Annotated in this window: 10 protein-coding genes; 9 read left to right on the plus strand and 1 reads right to left on the minus strand. The window is 71.5% G+C overall.

Annotated features, from left to right (window positions below; translation table 11 throughout):
• Positions 1-426: 426 nt before the first annotated feature.
• Genes bcsB through HW466_RS07845 form a run of 9 tightly spaced genes read left to right on the plus strand, consistent with a single transcriptional unit; the run spans position 427 to position 15,109 of the window.
• Entirely contained in the window at positions 427-2,727 is a 2,301-nt protein-coding gene (bcsB, locus tag HW466_RS07805) for a cellulose biosynthesis cyclic di-GMP-binding regulatory protein BcsB (RefSeq protein WP_174906047.1), read from the plus strand.
• A gap of 3 nt (positions 2,728-2,730) precedes the next feature.
• Positions 2,731-3,942, plus strand: coding sequence for a cellulose synthase complex periplasmic endoglucanase BcsZ (gene bcsZ, locus HW466_RS07810; protein WP_174906048.1), 1,212 nt, complete (start codon positions 2,731-2,733; stop codon positions 3,940-3,942).
• On the plus strand, positions 3,927-7,850 hold the full coding sequence (locus HW466_RS07815; protein WP_176316074.1) for a cellulose synthase subunit BcsC-related outer membrane protein: 3,924 nt from the start codon (positions 3,927-3,929) through the stop codon (positions 7,848-7,850). Before bcsZ ends, HW466_RS07815 begins: the two co-directional genes overlap by 16 nt.
• Before the next feature lie 9 nt (positions 7,851-7,859).
• Entirely contained in the window at positions 7,860-9,827 is a 1,968-nt protein-coding gene (gene bcsE, locus HW466_RS07820; protein ID WP_174905455.1) for a cellulose biosynthesis protein BcsE, read from the plus strand.
• Positions 9,824-10,033 (plus strand): hypothetical protein, encoded by a 210-nt coding sequence (locus HW466_RS07825; protein ID WP_059449305.1) that lies wholly within the window; start codon positions 9,824-9,826, stop codon positions 10,031-10,033. The genes bcsE and HW466_RS07825 overlap by 4 nt, the downstream gene beginning before the upstream one ends.
• Positions 10,030-10,818 carry a cellulose biosynthesis protein BcsQ gene (gene bcsQ / locus HW466_RS07830; protein ID WP_059769735.1) on the plus strand — a complete coding sequence of 263 codons (789 nt, stop codon included), beginning with the start codon at positions 10,030-10,032 and terminating at the stop codon, positions 10,816-10,818. Before HW466_RS07825 ends, bcsQ begins: the two co-directional genes overlap by 4 nt.
• Positions 10,815-13,352 carry a UDP-forming cellulose synthase catalytic subunit gene (gene bcsA, locus HW466_RS07835; protein WP_174905454.1) on the plus strand — a complete coding sequence of 846 codons (2,538 nt, stop codon included), beginning with the start codon at positions 10,815-10,817 and terminating at the stop codon, positions 13,350-13,352. Before bcsQ ends, bcsA begins: the two co-directional genes overlap by 4 nt.
• Positions 13,353-13,379: 27 nt before the next feature.
• Positions 13,380-14,933, plus strand: a complete 1,554-nt coding sequence (bcsG, locus tag HW466_RS07840) for a cellulose biosynthesis protein BcsG (RefSeq protein WP_151006121.1) — start codon at positions 13,380-13,382, stop codon at positions 14,931-14,933.
• Positions 14,915-15,109 carry a hypothetical protein gene (locus tag HW466_RS07845; RefSeq protein WP_060348559.1) on the plus strand — a complete coding sequence of 65 codons (195 nt, stop codon included), beginning with the start codon at positions 14,915-14,917 and terminating at the stop codon, positions 15,107-15,109. Before bcsG ends, HW466_RS07845 begins: the two co-directional genes overlap by 19 nt.
• A gap of 60 nt (positions 15,110-15,169) precedes the next feature.
• Here the strand turns inward: HW466_RS07845 and HW466_RS07850 are convergent, their stop codons facing one another.
• Positions 15,170-16,054 carry a pirin family protein gene (locus tag HW466_RS07850; RefSeq protein WP_151006122.1) on the minus strand — a complete coding sequence of 295 codons (885 nt, stop codon included), beginning with the start codon at positions 16,052-16,054 and terminating at the stop codon, positions 15,170-15,172.
• Positions 16,055-16,076: the final 22 nt, after the last annotated feature.

A 16,076-nucleotide genomic window follows, 5' to 3' on the forward strand; every position in this document is an offset into this window, starting at 1 on the left:
CGGGCGGCCCGCAACGGGCCGCCGCCGGCATCCGGTTGGTGCCCCGGACGGCCGGCCCGTCGGTTCGGCAGCGCCGGCAGTATGCCGGTCGGCCAGGCCGGCAGCAACGGTGTAACTCTTGCCATTCCATCGCGACGCGCAGCATTTCCGACCGGATTGAGTTGTTTTTCGCTTCATCAGCACGAATCAGGGTGAGAATTGTCCCAATTTTGAGATAGTGTGACGAATGTGCGAGCACCGGTGCCAGGTGCGCACTGTCCGACGATTCGACAGCAAAATGATTCGCCGTGTCGTTTCGATAAATGCAATTCAGGCCAGACTTTGAGGGGAAGCAGTGGGGATCTGCACTCACGGGCATAGCTGCTTTGCGCGCGCCGGTTGCGGCGCGCTTGACGACCGGACGATCATGACGATGCGGGGCCGCGCATGAAGCCGGCCGCGTCGCTGTTCGTCGTGTCGGTCGCCACGTTCGCCGCGTTCCATGCGGCCGCGCCCGCTTCGGCGTCCGCCGGTATTCCGGCCGGGCCGGTGCTGGCCGGCGGCACGGCGGCGCCGCCGCTCGCGACAGCGCCGGGCGCCGCCGCCAGTGCGGCCACCGCGGGCCTGCCCGCGACGACCGTGCACCTGCCGTTCGCGTCGCTCGGCGCGTTCGATCCGCTCCACCTGCGCGGCGCCGACGACGCGCGCACGATCAATGCGGGTGTGCGGCTCGATCGCGTGGTCACCGGCGCACGGCTGCGCCTGACCTACGCGTATTCGCCGTCGCTGGTCTTTCCGATGTCGCACCTGAAGGTGTCGATGAACGGCGAGGTGGTCGCGACCGTCCCGTTCGATGCGACGCGCGCCGGGCGCACGGTCACGCAGGACATCCCGATCGATCCGCGCTACTTCTCCGATTTCAACCAGATCGGCCTGCGCCTGATCGCGCATTACACGCTCGATCACTGCGAGGATCCGTCGAGCTCGGCACTGTGGGCCGACGTGAGCCCGACGAGCGAACTGATCCTCGACGAGTCGCCGGTACGCCTGCCGAACGATCTCGCACTGCTGCCCGCGCCGTTCTTCGACCGGCGCGACAACGGGCTCCTGCGGCTGCCGTTCGTGCTGCCGGCATCGCCCGACTCGGCGACGCTGCGCAGCGCCGGCGTGCTCGCGTCGTGGTTCGGTGCGCTGGCCGACTATCGGCAGGCGCGCTTCCCGGTCGCGGCGACGCTCCCGGCCGACGACCAGGCGGTGGTGGTCGGCACGGCCGCGACCTTGCCGGCCGGCCTCGCGCTGCCGTCGGTCAACGGCCCGCTGCTCGCCGTCGCCGACAACCCGGCCGCGCCGGGCCGCAAGTTGCTGATCGTGACGGGCCGCACGGCGGCCGAGGTCGACGATGCGGTCGCGGCACTCGTGCTCGGCCGCGCGGCGCTGTCGGGCCCGGCGGCAACGGTCGCGCACGTCGATCTCGGCGCGCCGCGCAAGCCGTACGACGCACCGCGCTGGCTGCCGGTGAACCGGCCGATCGCGTTCCGCGAACTGGTGTCGGATCCACGCGAACTCGAAGTGCGCGGCACGTCGCCCGACGCGATCCGGCTGAACCTGCGCGTGCCGGCCGATCTGCATTCGTGGAACGGCTCGGGCGTGCCGATCACGCTGCGCTACCGCTACACGGCGCCGACCGTGCAGGACAACTCGACGCTCGCCGTCGAGATCAACGATCAGCTCGTGAAGTCGTACCGGCTCGGGCCGGCGCATGCGGAAGACGCGCGCGGGCGCATGCAATTGCCGCTGCTGTCGGTGCCGGAAGGGCGCGTGACGAGCGATGTCGACATCCCGGCGTTTCGCGTGGGCAGCGGCAACCAGCTGCAGTTCCGCTTCACGCTCGATTCGCAGAAGACGGGGCTGTGTTCGAGCACCGCGACCGAGCCGCAGCGCGCGGCGATCGATCCGGATTCGACGATCGACTTCTCGCACTTCGTCCATTACGCGCAATTGCCGAACCTCGCGTTCTTCGCGAACAGCGGTTTCCCGTTCACGCGCTTCGCCGATCTGTCGCAGACGGCGGTCGTGATGCCGGAGCGGCCGTCGCCGCAGGAGCTGGAAGCCTACCTGACGATGCTCGGCCACATGGGGCAGTGGACCGGCTTCCCGGCGCTGCGCGTGCAGATCGCGCGGCCCGGCGACGTGGCCGCGCTGGCGGGCAAGGACCTGCTCGTGATCGACGGTTCGCCCGCGTCGCCGTTGCTGTCGCGCTGGCGCACGGCGTTGCCGCTGTCGATCGACCGCCAGGCCGGCGCGGGCGCGACGCGTGTCGCGTTCTCGGTGAAGGAACGCTGGCGCAACGGCGTGGGCATGGCCGACGGCGGCGCGCATATCGAGCAGACCGGCTCGCTCGCGGCGTTGGCCGGGTTCGAGCTGCCGGGCAGCCACGGCCGCAGCGTCGTGGCGTTGACGGCGACCGACCAGGCGCGTCTGGCCGACCTGCTCGACGTGTTCGAGAAGCCGGGCCTCGTGTCGCAGCTGCAGGGCGACCTCGCGCTGGTGCGGCCGGGGCAGGTCGACAGCCTGCGCGTCGGCGAGCCGTACGTGGTCGGCTTCGTGCCGTGGTACGCGCGTGTCTGGACGCACGCGGCGCGGCACCCGGTGGTGCTCGGCGTGGTCGGCGTCGTCGCGGGGCTGCTGCTCGCGCTCGGCGTGTTCAGCGTGCTGCAGAGAATCGCCGCGCGCCGACGGGGGATGTAACGGATGGCGTGGGCATTCGCAAGGCGACGGGCCGCGCGGCGGGTCGGCGCGACGCTCGTGCTGGCCATCGCGGCCGCGTGTGCGACGGCCGGCGCCGCCGCACGCGCGCACGCCGCGCAAAGCGACCCGGCCGACGCACGGTGCGGCGCGGCGTGGCCGCGCTGGGACGCGTTCAAGCGCGATTTCGTGTCGGCCGACGGCCGGGTGATCGACGTCGGCTCGGCGGATTCGCGCACGGTATCGGAAGGGCAGGCGTATGGACTGTTTTTCGCGCTCGTCGCGAACGACCGGCGCACCTTCGACACGATCCTCGCATGGACCGAGAACAACCTCGCGCAGGGCGACCTGAGCGCGCGTCTGCCCGCGTGGCTGTGGGGCCGCGCGCCCGACGGCGCGTGGCGCGTGCTCGACGCGAACGCGGCATCCGATGCCGACCTGTGGATCGCATACACGCTCGTCGAAGCCGGACGGCTCTGGCACGAGCGCAGCTACACCGCGCGCGGCGCGCTGCTGGCGAAGCGCGTGCTCGACGACGAGACGGCCAGCGTGCCGGGCCTCGGCCTTACGCTGCTGCCCGGGCCGACCGGCTTCCGGCTGGCCGACGGCCGATGGCGCGTGAACCCGAGCTATTCGCCGCCGCAAGTGATCCGCGGGCTCGCCACGCGCCTGCCGGACGATCGCCGCTGGGCCGCGCTCGCGGCGAGCACCGGCCGCGTGCTGCTCGACACCGCGCCCAAGGGCTTTGCGCCGGACTGGGCGTTGTATCGCGCCGGTGCCGGCTTCGCGCCCGATCCGCAGACCCACGCGGAAAGCGCGTACAACGCGATCCGCGTGTACCTGTGGGCCGGCATGCTCGATCGTGCCGATCCGCTCGCGGCACCGCTGCTCGCGCGCTTCGCGCCATTCGCCGATCACATCGCCGCGCACGGCGCGCCGCCGGAGAAGGTCGACACGACGACCGGCGTCGCGGGGCCGAACGACGGCAACGGCGGCTTCTCCGCGGCGGCCGTGCCGTTCCTCGACGCGCGCGGCCAGCATGCGCTCGCGGATGCGCAGGCCGCGCGTGTCGATGCGCTCGCGCGCCAGTCGCCGCCCGGCTACTACTCGAGTGTGCTGACGCTGTTCGGCCTCGGCTGGCGCGACGGCCGCTACCGGTTCGGCGCGGACGGGGCGCTCGATGCGCGCTGGGAGGGCCGTTCATGCGCGTCCCGATGAAGCGCACCGCGCGGCGTGTCGCGGGGCTGGCATGGCTCGCGTCGTCGGTCTCCGCGGCGGCGCCGGCCGCGGTCGCCGTCGCGGCGACGAAACCCGTCGCGCCGAAAGCGGCGTCGATGGCGGCTGCATCCGCCGCGTCCGATGTCCAGCGTCAGCTTGCAACTGCCCGCATGTGGGGCGCCAAGCATCGCGACGACCTCGCCCGCGATGCACTGCGCAAGGGGCTCCTGATCGCGCCGGACGATCCCGAACTGCTTGCGGAACAGGTACGCGTGCTGCTGCGGCTCGGCGACGCGCAAGGCGCGCAGTCCACGCTCGCACGCCTGCAGGCGCGCGCGCCCGCGGCGCCCGACACGCGGCGCGCGGCCGACGAATACCGCGTCGCGACGAGCGGCCGCGGCGAGATGGCGCAGATCCGCCTGCTCGCGCGCAGCGGCCGCGCCGACGAGGCCGCCCGCCGCATCGTCGCGCTGTTTCCGAACGGCGCGCCGTCCGGCGCGCTCGGCGCCGAGTATTACCAGATCGTCGCGAACGCGCCGGGCGGCCGCGAGCCGGCAATCGCCGCACTGCGCCGTGCGGTCGCGGCCGACCCGCAAGATTCGAGCGCGGCGCTGGCGCTCGCACGGCTGCTGAACCAGCGCGCCGATACGCGCGCCGAAGCGAACCGCATCGCGTGGTCGCTCGCGAAGCGGGTCGATGCCGACCATACGGAAGCGATGGCCGTGTGGCGGCGCGTGCTGCAGTCGGCCGGCAGCGACTCCGCCTATCTCGATGCGCTGCACGCGTATCTCGCGCTCGTGCCGGACGACACCGAATTCCGCGATCGCGCGGCCGCACTCGACCGGCAGCGCGACGCGCAGCGCCGGCTCGAGCGCGACCCCGACTACATCGCGCAGCAGCGCGGCCTGCAGGCGCTCGTGCGCGGCGACCTGGCCGGCGCCGATCCGCTGCTCGCGCGCGCGGCGAAAGCGCGGGCCGACGACGCCGACGCGGTCGGCGGGCTCGGCCTGCTGCGCCTGCGCGAAGGCCGGCATGACGAAGCGCGCGCGCTGTTTGTGCGCGCCGCTGCGCTGTCGACCGACCAGCGCGGCAAGTGGCAGAGTCTCGCGCGCACCGCGCAGTTCTGGGGGCTGCTCGCGCAAGGCCGCGCGGCGGCGTCGGCCGGGCGGCCGCAGGATGCCGAACGTGCGGCGCGCGCGGCGCTCGCGATGCAGCCGGACAGCCCCGACGCGAAGCTTCAGCTCGCCGATGCGCTGCTCGCACAGCGCGACTGGGCGCGCGCGGAGCCGCTGCTGCGCGAATTGCTCGCCGCGCGCGAGCCGAGCCTGTCGGCGGTGCGCGGCACGGCCATGTTGTACGAGAACACCGGCCGTGCCGATCGCGTCGGTCCGCTGCTCGACGCGCTGCAAAGCCGCATGACGGGCGGTGACGATCGCCGTGCGCTCGACGGGCTGCGTGCCGACCTGCTTGCGAACGACGCGCGTGCGCTCGCGGAGAAGGGCGAACGCGGGCCGGCCGCGCAACGCTACGAAGCGGCCGTGCGTGCGGCGCCCGACGCGCCGTGGACGCGTTTCGCGCTCGCACGGCTGTACCGCGACATGGGACTGCCGCAGCTTGGCCGCACGGTGATGGACGACGGGCTCGCACGGAGCGAGTCGCCGGAGATGCGCTATGCGACCGCGCTGTACCGCAATTCGCTGGACGATGTCGCCGGCGCGCAGGCCGCGCTCGCGGGCGTCGACGACGCGCATCGTTCGGACGGCATGCGCGCGCTCGCACGCAAGCTCGATGCCGAAAGCGCGTTGACCGACGCACGCGGCGCGCTCGGCCGTGGCGATCGCGCGGCATTCGACGCGGCGCTCGCGCATGCGCAGGCGAGCGCGCCGGACGATCCCGACATGCTGGCCTCGATCGGCGCGCAATGGATCGACGCGGGCGAACCCGATCGCGGTCTGGCGCCGTTGCGCGACTGGATCGCCGCGCATCCGCACGAAGCCGACACCGACGTGCGACTGCGCTACGGCGATCTGCTCGGCAGCGCGGCGCGCGACGACGCGCTCGCCGCGTGGCTCGACGCGTTGCGCCGCGAACCGGCGCTGACGCCGGCGCAGACCGCGCGGATCGAGGACCAGTCGCTGCGGCTCGTGCTGCGGCAGACGGACGACGCGATCGCGCAACGCGACTATGCACGCGCGCGCACGCTGCTCGATCGGGCAAGCCCGGCCGGCCGCGCGGACAAGCGCTACGCGCTCGAGCGGGCCGATCTCGAACGCGCGCAGGGGCATTACGACGCGGCCCGCGACGCGCTCGCGCCGGTGGTCGCGCGCACGCCGGACGATGCGGACACGCAACTCGCGCTCGCGCGCATCGACGAGGACAGCGGCCATCGCGCGGCCGCGCTCGCACGCGTGCAGGCCGTGCTCGCGCGCACGCCGGACGACGACGTCGATACGCGGCTGTCGATCGTGCGCCGGCTGAACGCACTGCGTCGTCCCGACGACGCAGCACAGGTGATCGACCCGTTGCAGGCCGCGTACCCGGCCCGCGCCGACGTGACGGTCGCGGCGGGGCGGGTGGCCGAGACGCAGGGCCGCTACGACGATGCCGCGTCGCTGTACCGGCTGTCGCTGTCGCAGGAGCGCGCAAGCGGCGTGAGCCCGGGCCGCGACGGCCGCACGCCCGCGCAGGCCGCGTTCGCGGAGCTCGCGCAGCGGCGCGATCCCGAGATCGAGATCGGCTGGCTGCCCGCGTACAAGTCGGGCGACGAAGGGATTTCCGCGTACCGTGCACAGCAGGTGCCGATCTACATGCAGATGCCGGTGCGCTACGACGGGCATGCGTTCCTGCAGCTCGACACCGTGCATCTGGACGCCGGCACGCTCGATACGAGCGACCCCAACGCGTATTCGCTGAAGACGTTCGGGACCTACGCGGCGCTTAACTCACCGATCGGGCTGCCTGCGCCGTTCGCCGCGAATCCGTCGGCTGCCGCGTCGATCGCGCATCCGCCGGGCGACCTGCATCAGCCGATGACGGGCGTTGCGCTCGGCGCCGGCTATCGCACGGACGCGTGGCGCTTCGATCTCGGCACGTCGCCGCTCGGCTTCCCGGTGCATTACCTGGTCGGGGGCGTACGCTATCGCTTCGACGCGGGCCCGGCGAGCTTCACCGTGAACGCGTCGCGCCGTCCGGAGACGAGCAGCGTGCTGTCGTATGCGGGGATGCGCGATCCGTGGACCGGGGCGGTCTGGGGCGGCGTGCGCCGCGACGGCGTGAACCTGCGCGCGGCGCTCGACGTCGGGCGCGTGAACCTGTTCGCCGAACTCGGCGCGGGCGTGCTGTCTGGCCGCAACGTCGAGCGCAACGCGGAAGTCACGCTGCGCTCGGGCTTCACGGTGCCCGTGTACGAACGCGCGACGATGAAGGTGAGCACGGGGCTCGTCGGCAACGCGTGGCACTACGCGCAAAACCTGCGCTACTACACGTACGGGCAGGGCGGCTACTACAGCCCGCAGCGCTACCTGTCGCTCGGCGTGCCGATCGAATGGGCCGGGCGGCGCGACGCGCTGTCGTGGGACCTGACCGTCACGGCCGGGATCTCGAACAGCTATGAAAAGGATTCGCTGTTCTACCCGACCTTCGCGAACCAGCGCGCCGCGCAGGAGGCGGCGGGGCTCGTCTACGCGGGCAGTTCGACGCGCGGCGTGTCGTTCTCGTACGGCGTGAACGGCATCGTCGAATATCGCGTGAATCCGCACCTGAGCGTCGGCGCGCAACTGCACGTCGACCGGTCGCACGACTACGCGCCGAGTTCGGCGCTCGTGTATCTGCGCTATGCGTTCGACGCACGCGCGCAGCGCAGCTGGCTCGTCACGCCGACGCCGGTGCGGCTTTATTCGGATTACTAGGGGAAGCGCGTGAATACGGAAATCGATGCAACCCGTCCCGCGCTCGGCGCCGCCGGCCTGCTGGGCCGCTTGCGCGCATTGCTGCGCACGGGGCCGGCAGGCGGCCGCGCGGGTGTGTTGAGTCGGCTCGCGATCGACGGGCTGCCCGATACATGGACGCAGCTGGAAGCGGGCGGCCTGTATGCGATCTATGCCGCTGCCGGCACGCCGGCGTGCGACGCGCTGGTGTGGGAAAGCGCGCGGCAGTCGCGCACGCGCGACGTGACGGTCGTGCTGTCGCGCGACGCGGCGCGCGTTGCCGCGCAGATGGCGTCGCGCGGTTTCGCGGGCGGCGCGCAGCCGGCCGGCTGGCCGCGCAACCTGAACGTGCTGGCGATGCCGGGCGCGCACGAGCCGGCCGACGGCGATGCCGCGCGCGAACCGGGCGCACCACGTCGTGCGGCACCCGGTCCGTTCGCGCGCCTCGCGGGCGCCTTGCGCGCGATGAAGCGCTACGGCTTCCGCGCGCGCTCGCTGTATTTCATCGAAGGCGCGCAGCGCTGGTTCAGTTGGGACGATCCGGCCGCACTCGCGGAAGAGGCGCACGCGCTCGCCGACTGGTGCCGCACGCACCGGATCGCGCTGGTGCTGCTGGTCGATCCGGAGATCGTGCGCACCGGCGCCGACCTGGATACCGACGATCCACCGCTCGTGCGCGATGCGAATCGCGCGCCGCGCAGCGGCTTTCACGGCGTGTGCTCGGGCGTCGCGCAGTTGCAGCGCACGCACGGCGAACTGCTGTGGGTCGTCGATTTCTGGCGTGCCGGCGACACGCTCGCGGCCGGTGAAGTGCGGCCGCTGCGTTTCGCGCCGAGCGGCCGGCTCGCGGCGATCGTCGACGGCGGCGCCGCCGAGCCGTCGAGCCGCATGAAGCTCGCGACCGACGAGGATCGCGTGGTCGTCAGCCGCGCGGCGCTCGACGAGGCGGGCCGCGTGCCCGCCGGCTGGGAAGTCGTCGACGACAACGCGGCGGTCGTCGCCGCCTGTGCGCACGCGCAGGCCGCGACCGCGGTGCTGGCGTTCCGCTCGCACGCGCAGCTCGAGGCGCTGTGCGCGGCCGTTCATGCACTGCGCCGCCAATCCGGCGGCGCATTGAAGATTGCCGTCGTCGAACGCGGCGAAGTGCTGCGCCAGCAGTTCGAGATGCTGGTGCTGAGCGTCGGCGCGAACCGCGTCGTCGCGCGTGATCTGCCGATGTCGCGGATGCAGGGGGCCGTGAACGCACTGCGCGGGCAGCTCTATGCGCGGCCCGTCGCGGCCGACTATCGTGCGGCACTCGCCGCCGCGCTCGGCGATTCGGTGCTGGGCTACCTGCCGGTCGGCGCATTCTGCCTGCGGATTCGCGCGGTGCTCGATCGCGGTGCCGTGCTCGCGCTGCCGCATACGCTCGCGAAGATCGCGCTGCTGCCCGGCGTGTCGCACGTCGATGCGCTGCGGCACTGCCGGCCGCGCCGCGCGGGCGACGTCGTGACCGCCGATGCCGGGCACCTGTACGTATTCCTGTTCGCGTGCGAGCCGGGCGATGCCGATGACGCGCTCGCGCGGATCTTCGACGTGCCGGTCGACACGCTGTCCGATCGCGTCGTATGTCTCGGCCAGGGCAGCATCGACACCGAACTCGATGCGCTGAAGGCCGAGAACCGGCGCGCGCCGATCGCCGACTACAGCGACCTGTTCGCGACGGCGAAACCGGCCGGTGCGGCGCGCGCGTCGATCGAACGCGCCGCGCAAGCCGTGACGCTCGCCGAACCGGGTGCCGAACCGGGAGCCGAAATCGCAGCGGCGCGGACGGTCGACGAACCTGCCGATGCGGCGCCGCGCGCCGGCGACACGACGCCGGCCGCCGATGCGCCGGCACCGTCCGCCGAATTTCCCGCCGCGCGCCCGCGCGGCGCCATTCGCAGCGCGATGCCGCTGCGCAAGCCGGAGGGCGCATGATCGCCGAACTCGTCATCGGATTCGTCGTCGGCATCGCGATCGCGGTGCCGGTGTGGATCGTCGCGCAGCATCTGGGCCTCGGCCGCGGCTTTCATGCGCCGCGCGGCCTGCACCGGCGCGACGTGGTGCCGTGCGTGCTTGTGCCGGTCGCGCTGCGCGGGCGCCTGTTACCCGAAGCCGGCCGTAGCGACGAGGCCGCGCGATGAAGACGATCGCCATCACGTCGACGACCGGCGGCGCGGGCCGCACGACGCTCGCCGGCGCGCTCGCCGTGCTGCTCGCGCGCCGCGGCCGGCCGGTCGTCGCGGTCGAATTCGATGCGCAGAACCTGATGGGCGCGACGCTCGGTCTCGACACGCTGGCCGAGCACGGGCTCGCGCACAGCCTGCTCGATGACGCGGGTGACGCCGCGCCATGGCACGCGCATACGTGGCGCAACGCCGACGGCGTGTTGTTCGTGCCGTACGGGCAGGTCGACGCGGCGGGTGCCGCCGCCTGCGATGCGCGGCTCGTCGCCGATCCGGCGTGGCTGTCGCGTGCGCTCGACGAGATCGCGCTGCCGGCCGACGGCGTCGTGCTGGTCGACACCGCGCGTTATCCGTCGCCGCAGGCCGAACAGGCGATTCGCGTTGCCGACCTGACGCTCGTCGTCGTGCCGCCCGAACCGGCCGCGTGCGCGACGGTGGCCGCGCGCCTCGACGCGCTGCGGGCCGGCGGCGGCGACCTGCGGATCGTCGTGAACCGGTTGAACCCGGCGCGCGACATGCAGCGCGATGCGCTTGCGATGCTGCGCGCGGTCGCGGGGCCCGCATCGATGCTCGAACAGCGGATTCACGTCGATGCAGCCGTGCCCGAGACGCTCGCGCGCGGCACCTGGATCTTCGACGATGCGCCGTATTCGCAGGCGTCGCACGACCTGAACGGCGTCGCGAACTGGGTTGACGCGTGGCTGGCCGCAGCGGCGGCCGGCCATACGGGAGCGCGGCAATGAACGCCGCATTCGCGTCGCGCTGGCGCGCCGCGGTTCGGCGCGCGACCGACTGGTGCGCGCGCGGGATCGGGCTGCCGGCCGAGCGCACGCTGCTCGACTGGCTCGTGCGACTGTTCTTCCACGCGCCGCCGCCCGGCCGCGCCGATACGATGCGCCGGCGGGCGCGCGTTGCGTTTCTGTGGCTCGCGCGGGAGTGGGGCGTGCTGCAGCCGCTGAGCCCGCGTGAATGGCTGTGGCGCGCGATCGTGCGCGCGCCGCGCGCGGCCGACGCGCGCCCCGCACGCGATCCGCTCGCGTGGTTCGACACGTTCGTCGTGCCGGCCTACGTCGCGGCGCGCGCACTCGGCAAGCGCTTCGACGCGTTGCTCGAGCGTCTGCCTTGGGCTCGCTGGGGCGGCTGGCTGGATGCACGCGCGCACGGCGTCGGCCGGCATCGCTGGCTCGCGCCGCTGCTGCTGATCGCCGGCACGCTGATGTGGGCTGCGGCCGGGATGTCGCCGCTGATGCCCGGCGCGCAGTTCGCATTCTTCGCGATCGTCGCGGTGCTGGCGCTGGCGCTGCGCCGCCTGCCGGGCCATCTGCCGACCCTCGCGCTCGCATCGCTCGCGCTGCTCGCCACGGTCCGCTACGTGTGGTGGCGCACGACCCAGACGCTCGATTTCCGCAGCCCCGTCGAGGCGTTCGCCGGCTACCTGCTTTACGGTGCCGAGGTCTACACGTGGATGATCCTGCTGCTCGGCTTCATCCAGACCGCATGGCCGCTCGACCGGCCGATCGTGCCGTTGCCCGACGATCCCGACAGCTGGCCGAGCGTCGACATCTACATTCCGACCTACAACGAGCCGCTGTCGGTCGTGAAGCCGACCGTGTTCGCATCGCAGAGCATCGACTGGCCCACGGCCAAGCTGCGCGTGTACCTGCTCGACGACGGTCGCCGCCCCGAGTTCGAGGCGTTCGCGCGCGAAGCGGGGATCGGCTACCTGACGCGCGACGACAATCGCCACGCGAAGGCCGGCAACATCAACCGCGCACTGCCGAAGACCCACGGCGAATACATCGCGATTTTCGATTGCGATCACGTGCCGACGCGCTCGTTCCTGCAGACCACGATGGGCGTGTTCCTGCGCGACCCGAAGTGCGCGCTGGTGCAGACGCCGCACCATTTCTTCTCGCCCGATCCGTTCGAGCGCAACCTCGGCACGTTCCGCGAGATCCCGAACGAGGGCAACCTGTTCTACGGGCTCGTGCAGTCGGGCAACGATCTGTGGAACGCGACGTTCTTCTGCGGATCGTGCGCGGTGCTCAAGCGCAGTGCGCTGGAGGAGGTGGGCGGCGTCGCCGTCGAGACGGTGACCGAGGACGCGCATACCGCGCTCAAGCTGCATCGCCGCGGCTACACGTCGGCCTACCTGCCGACCGTGCAGGCGGCCGGCCTCGCGACCGAGAGCCTCGCCGGGCACGTGAAGCAGCGCACGCGCTGGGCGCGCGGGATGGCGCAGATCTTCCGCATCGACAATCCGTTCCTCGGGCGCGGGCTCGGCTTCATCCAGCGGATCTGCTACGGCAACGCGATGCTGCATTTCTTCTACGGGATCCCGCGGCTCGTGTTCCTGACGATCCCGCTCGCCTACCTGTTCTTCCACCTGTATTTCATCAATGCGTCGTCGGTTGCGCTCGCGAGCTACGTGATCCCGTACCTCGTGCTCGCAAACGTCGCGAACTCGCGGATGCAGGGGCGCTATCGCCACTCGTTCTGGGCGGAAGTCTATGAATCGGTGCTCGCGTGGTACATCGCGCTGCCGACCACCGTCGCGTTCTTCAGCCCGAAGCACGGTAAGTTCAACGTGACCGACAAGGGCGGCAAGATCGACGAAGGCTACGTCGACTGGTCGACGTCGAAGCCGTATCTCGTGCTGTTCGCGCTGAACGTGCTCGCGATCGCGGCCGGTCTGTGGCGGCTCGTGGTCGATCAGGGCGACGAGGCGTCGACGATCCTCATCACGCTCGGCTGGACCGTCTACAACCTCGCGATGCTCGGCGCCGCGCTGGCCGTCGCGCGCGAGACCAAGCAGGTGCGCGTCACGCACCGGATCGCGATGCGTGTGCCGGCGACGCTGCTGCTCGCCGACGGGTCGACGGCCGCCTGCTTCACCAGCGACTACTCGACCGGCGGCCTCGGCCTCGAGGCGGTGCCGGGGCTGACGCTCGCGGTCGGCGACACGCTGACGGTGTGCGTGACGCGCGGCGACCGGCCGTTCCCGTTCCCGGTGCGCGTGAGCCGCGTGACGCCGACGCATGTCGGCGTGAGCTTCGAGGCGCTGACGCTCGAGCAGGAGCGCCAGCTCGTGCAGTGCACGTTCGGCCGCGCGGACGCATGGCTCGACTGGCATGCGGGCGCGCGCGCGGACACGCCGCTGCGCGGGCTGAAGGAAGTGCTGCGCGTGGGCCTGGACGGTTACGTACGCATGTGGAAGGGCGCGGCGCGCGGCGTGCAGTCGATGCTGGCACCGAAGCTCGATCGGGCGCGCGACTGACGCGGCGCCCATCATGGAGTGGTTTAGATGACGTTCTGGAATCTGTATTTCATCCTGAAGTTCGCGCTGTTCGCGACCGGCCACCTGCAGCCGCTTTGGCTCGCGAATCTTGCGTTCGCGCTGGCGCTCGCGGCGAGTGCGCCGATCCGGCAACGCGCGTGGCGCATCGTGCGGCAGCTCGTCGCGATCGCGATCGCGGTGCCGCTTCTCGCGCGCGAAATGCATGCGCCGCCGCTCGCGCGCCTCGCCGAAGCCGCACGCGAGGTCGGCACGTTCCGCCTCGAGTACTGGATGGAGCTGCTGCCGCGACTGTTGCCGCCGGTACTGGTGTTGACGGTGGCGGGCGTGCTGATCGTCTATTTCATCGTCAACCGCTGGCTGCGTGTCGCGACCTTCGTGCTGGCCGCGCTCATCGTGATGCCGCTGTGGCAGGCCGGCAGCGGGCTGATGGCGCGCATCGTCGCGCCGCTGCCGCAGCAGGCGAACGCGGCGGGTGTGCGCGCCGGCCAGCCGGAGGACCACAACGCGGCACTCGCGACGTTCCGCGCGCAGGAATCGCAGCGCCAGGTCGCGTTCGGTCATCTCGGCAACGACCCGGCCGCGCAATTCGACGTGATCGTGCTGCATGTGTGCTCGCTGTCGTGGGACGACCTCGACGCGGCGAAGGTGCGCAACCACCCGATGCTCAGTCACTTCGACTACCTGTTCAACAACTTCAGCACGGCCGCGAGCTACAGCGGCCCGGCCGCGATCCGCGTGCTGCGCGCGAGCTGCGGGCAGGAGGCGCATGCGGATCTGTACAAACCCGCGCCGCAGCAGTGCTACCTGTTCTCGCAGCTCGCGTCCGCGGGCTACACGGTGCAGTCGCTGCTGAATCACGACGGTCACTTCGACAACTTCCTGGAGGTCATTCACGACAATATCGGCGTGCCCGACGCACCGCTGATCTCGAACGCCGCCGCCCCGGTCGCGATGCATGCGTTCGACGGCTCCGCAATCAAGGACGATTACGGCACGCTCGCGAACTGGTACGCGCAGCGTGCGTCGGTGCCGGGCCCGGTCGCGCTGTACTACAACACGATCAGCCTGCACGACGGCAACCGCGTGGTCGGCAGTTCGCTGACCAGCATCGATTCGTATCCGCAGCGCGCGACGAAGCTGATGAACGACTTCGACCGGCTCGCCGACCTGATCGCGCAGTCGGGCCGGCGCGCGGTGATCGTGTTCGTGCCCGAGCACGGTGCCGCGTTGCGCGGCGACAAGAACCAGGTCGCGGGCCTGCGCGAGATTCCGACGCCGCGCATCGTTCACGGGCCGGTCGGCGTGCGGCTCGTCGGCTTTACCGGCAATCACGGCACGACGACCGTGATCGACCAGCCGACGAGCTTTCTCGCGCTCGCGCAATTGCTGTCGAACCTCGTGTCGAACAGCCCGTTCAAGCCGGGCGTGACGCTTGCGCAATATGCCGCCGACCTGCCGCGCACGCGGATGGTCGGCGAGAACGAAGGCACGGTGACGATGCAGACGAGCACCGGCTATGCGGTGAAGACCCCGGACGGCGTATGGATCGACGAACAATAAACATCGGCGAAGGCGACGACGATCGCCTGTCGCAGCCGAACGACGTGATCGGCCTCGCGCGGCATTTGCCCGCGCTGGACCCTGCACGCTATGTGGACGAGCAGGCGCGGCGCGCGTTCGACGAATCGCTCGAGCGCTGGCCGGTGCTCGCGAAGCTGATGGGATTGAAGCGGTAAACGCAAGGCCGCCGGCGTGAATGCCGGCCGCCCTGCATCGATGAGCCGGCGGCTACCGGCTTACTGCGCGCGGCGCTCCGGCTGGCGCGTCCATTCGTCTTCCTCGCCCGGCACCTTGCCGAAGGTTTGCGCGGCCCACGCGTTGCGGGCCGCCTCGATCTTCGCGCGCTCGCTCGACACGAAATTCCATTCGATGAACCGTTCGCCCGGCAGATGGGCGCCGCCGAGCAGCATCACACGCGCGCCGTTCACGCTCGCGAGCGCGACGTTCGCGCCGGCTTCGAGCACGGCCATCGTCGCCGGTGCGAGCGGCGTGCCGTCGATCGTGAGGTCGCCGTCGACGAGATACACGCCGCGCTCGTCGTGTTCCGCGTCGAGCACGAGTCGTCCGCCTGCGGCGAATTCCGCATACGCATAGAGCGTCGGCGAGAACACGGCGACCGGCGACGTGAGCCCGAAGGCGGTGCCCGCAATCACGCGCACGCTCGCGCCGTCGCGCGTGAACGACGGCAGCGTGTCGGCCGCGTGATGCACGAACGCGGGCGCGGTGTCCTCGTGCTCGATCGGCAGCGCGACCCAGGTCTGGATTCCGTGCACGGGCTGCTCATGCGGGCGGTCCTCGTCGGGCGAGCGCTCCGAGTGGACGATGCCGCGCCCGGCGGTCATCCAGTTCACGTCGCCGGGCACGATCTTCTGCCGGAAGCCGAGGCTGTCGTGATGCATCAGCGTGCCGTCGAACAGATAGGTGACGGTCGCGAGGCCGATGTGCGGATGCGGCAGCACGTCGATCCCGCTGCCGGCCGGCAGCACGGCCGGACCCATCTCGTCGAAGAAGATGAACGGGCCGACGAGGCGCGCGGCGCGCGCGGGCAGCACGCGGCGCACGACGAGGTTGCCGATGTCGCTCTCGCGCGGCGTGAGCACGGTCTTGATCGTTGCGGACATGGTGGTCTCCCGGTTTCGGTGA

This window comes from Burkholderia territorii, assembly GCF_902833055.1.
Lineage (GTDB): Bacteria > Pseudomonadota > Gammaproteobacteria > Burkholderiales > Burkholderiaceae > Burkholderia > Burkholderia territorii.

Excerpts from the sequence above, each read along its gene's own strand:
- bcsA (WP_174905454.1), top strand. The coding sequence starts at position 10,815 with ATGAACGCCGCATTCGCGTCGCGCTGGCGCGCCGCGGTTCGGCGCGCG.
- bcsB (WP_174906047.1), top strand. The coding sequence starts at position 427 with ATGAAGCCGGCCGCGTCGCTGTTCGTCGTGTCGGTCGCCACGTTCGCC.
- HW466_RS07825 (WP_059449305.1), top strand. The coding sequence starts at position 9,824 with ATGATCGCCGAACTCGTCATCGGATTCGTCGTCGGCATCGCGATCGCG.
- bcsZ (WP_174906048.1), top strand. The coding sequence starts at position 2,731 with ATGGCGTGGGCATTCGCAAGGCGACGGGCCGCGCGGCGGGTCGGCGCG.
- HW466_RS07845 (WP_060348559.1), top strand. The coding sequence starts at position 14,915 with ATGGATCGACGAACAATAAACATCGGCGAAGGCGACGACGATCGCCTG.
- HW466_RS07850 (WP_151006122.1), bottom strand. The coding sequence starts at position 16,054 with ATGTCCGCAACGATCAAGACCGTGCTCACGCCGCGCGAGAGCGACATC.
- HW466_RS07815 (WP_176316074.1), top strand. The coding sequence starts at position 3,927 with ATGCGCGTCCCGATGAAGCGCACCGCGCGGCGTGTCGCGGGGCTGGCA.
- bcsG (WP_151006121.1), top strand. The coding sequence starts at position 13,380 with ATGACGTTCTGGAATCTGTATTTCATCCTGAAGTTCGCGCTGTTCGCG.
- bcsQ (WP_059769735.1), top strand. The coding sequence starts at position 10,030 with ATGAAGACGATCGCCATCACGTCGACGACCGGCGGCGCGGGCCGCACG.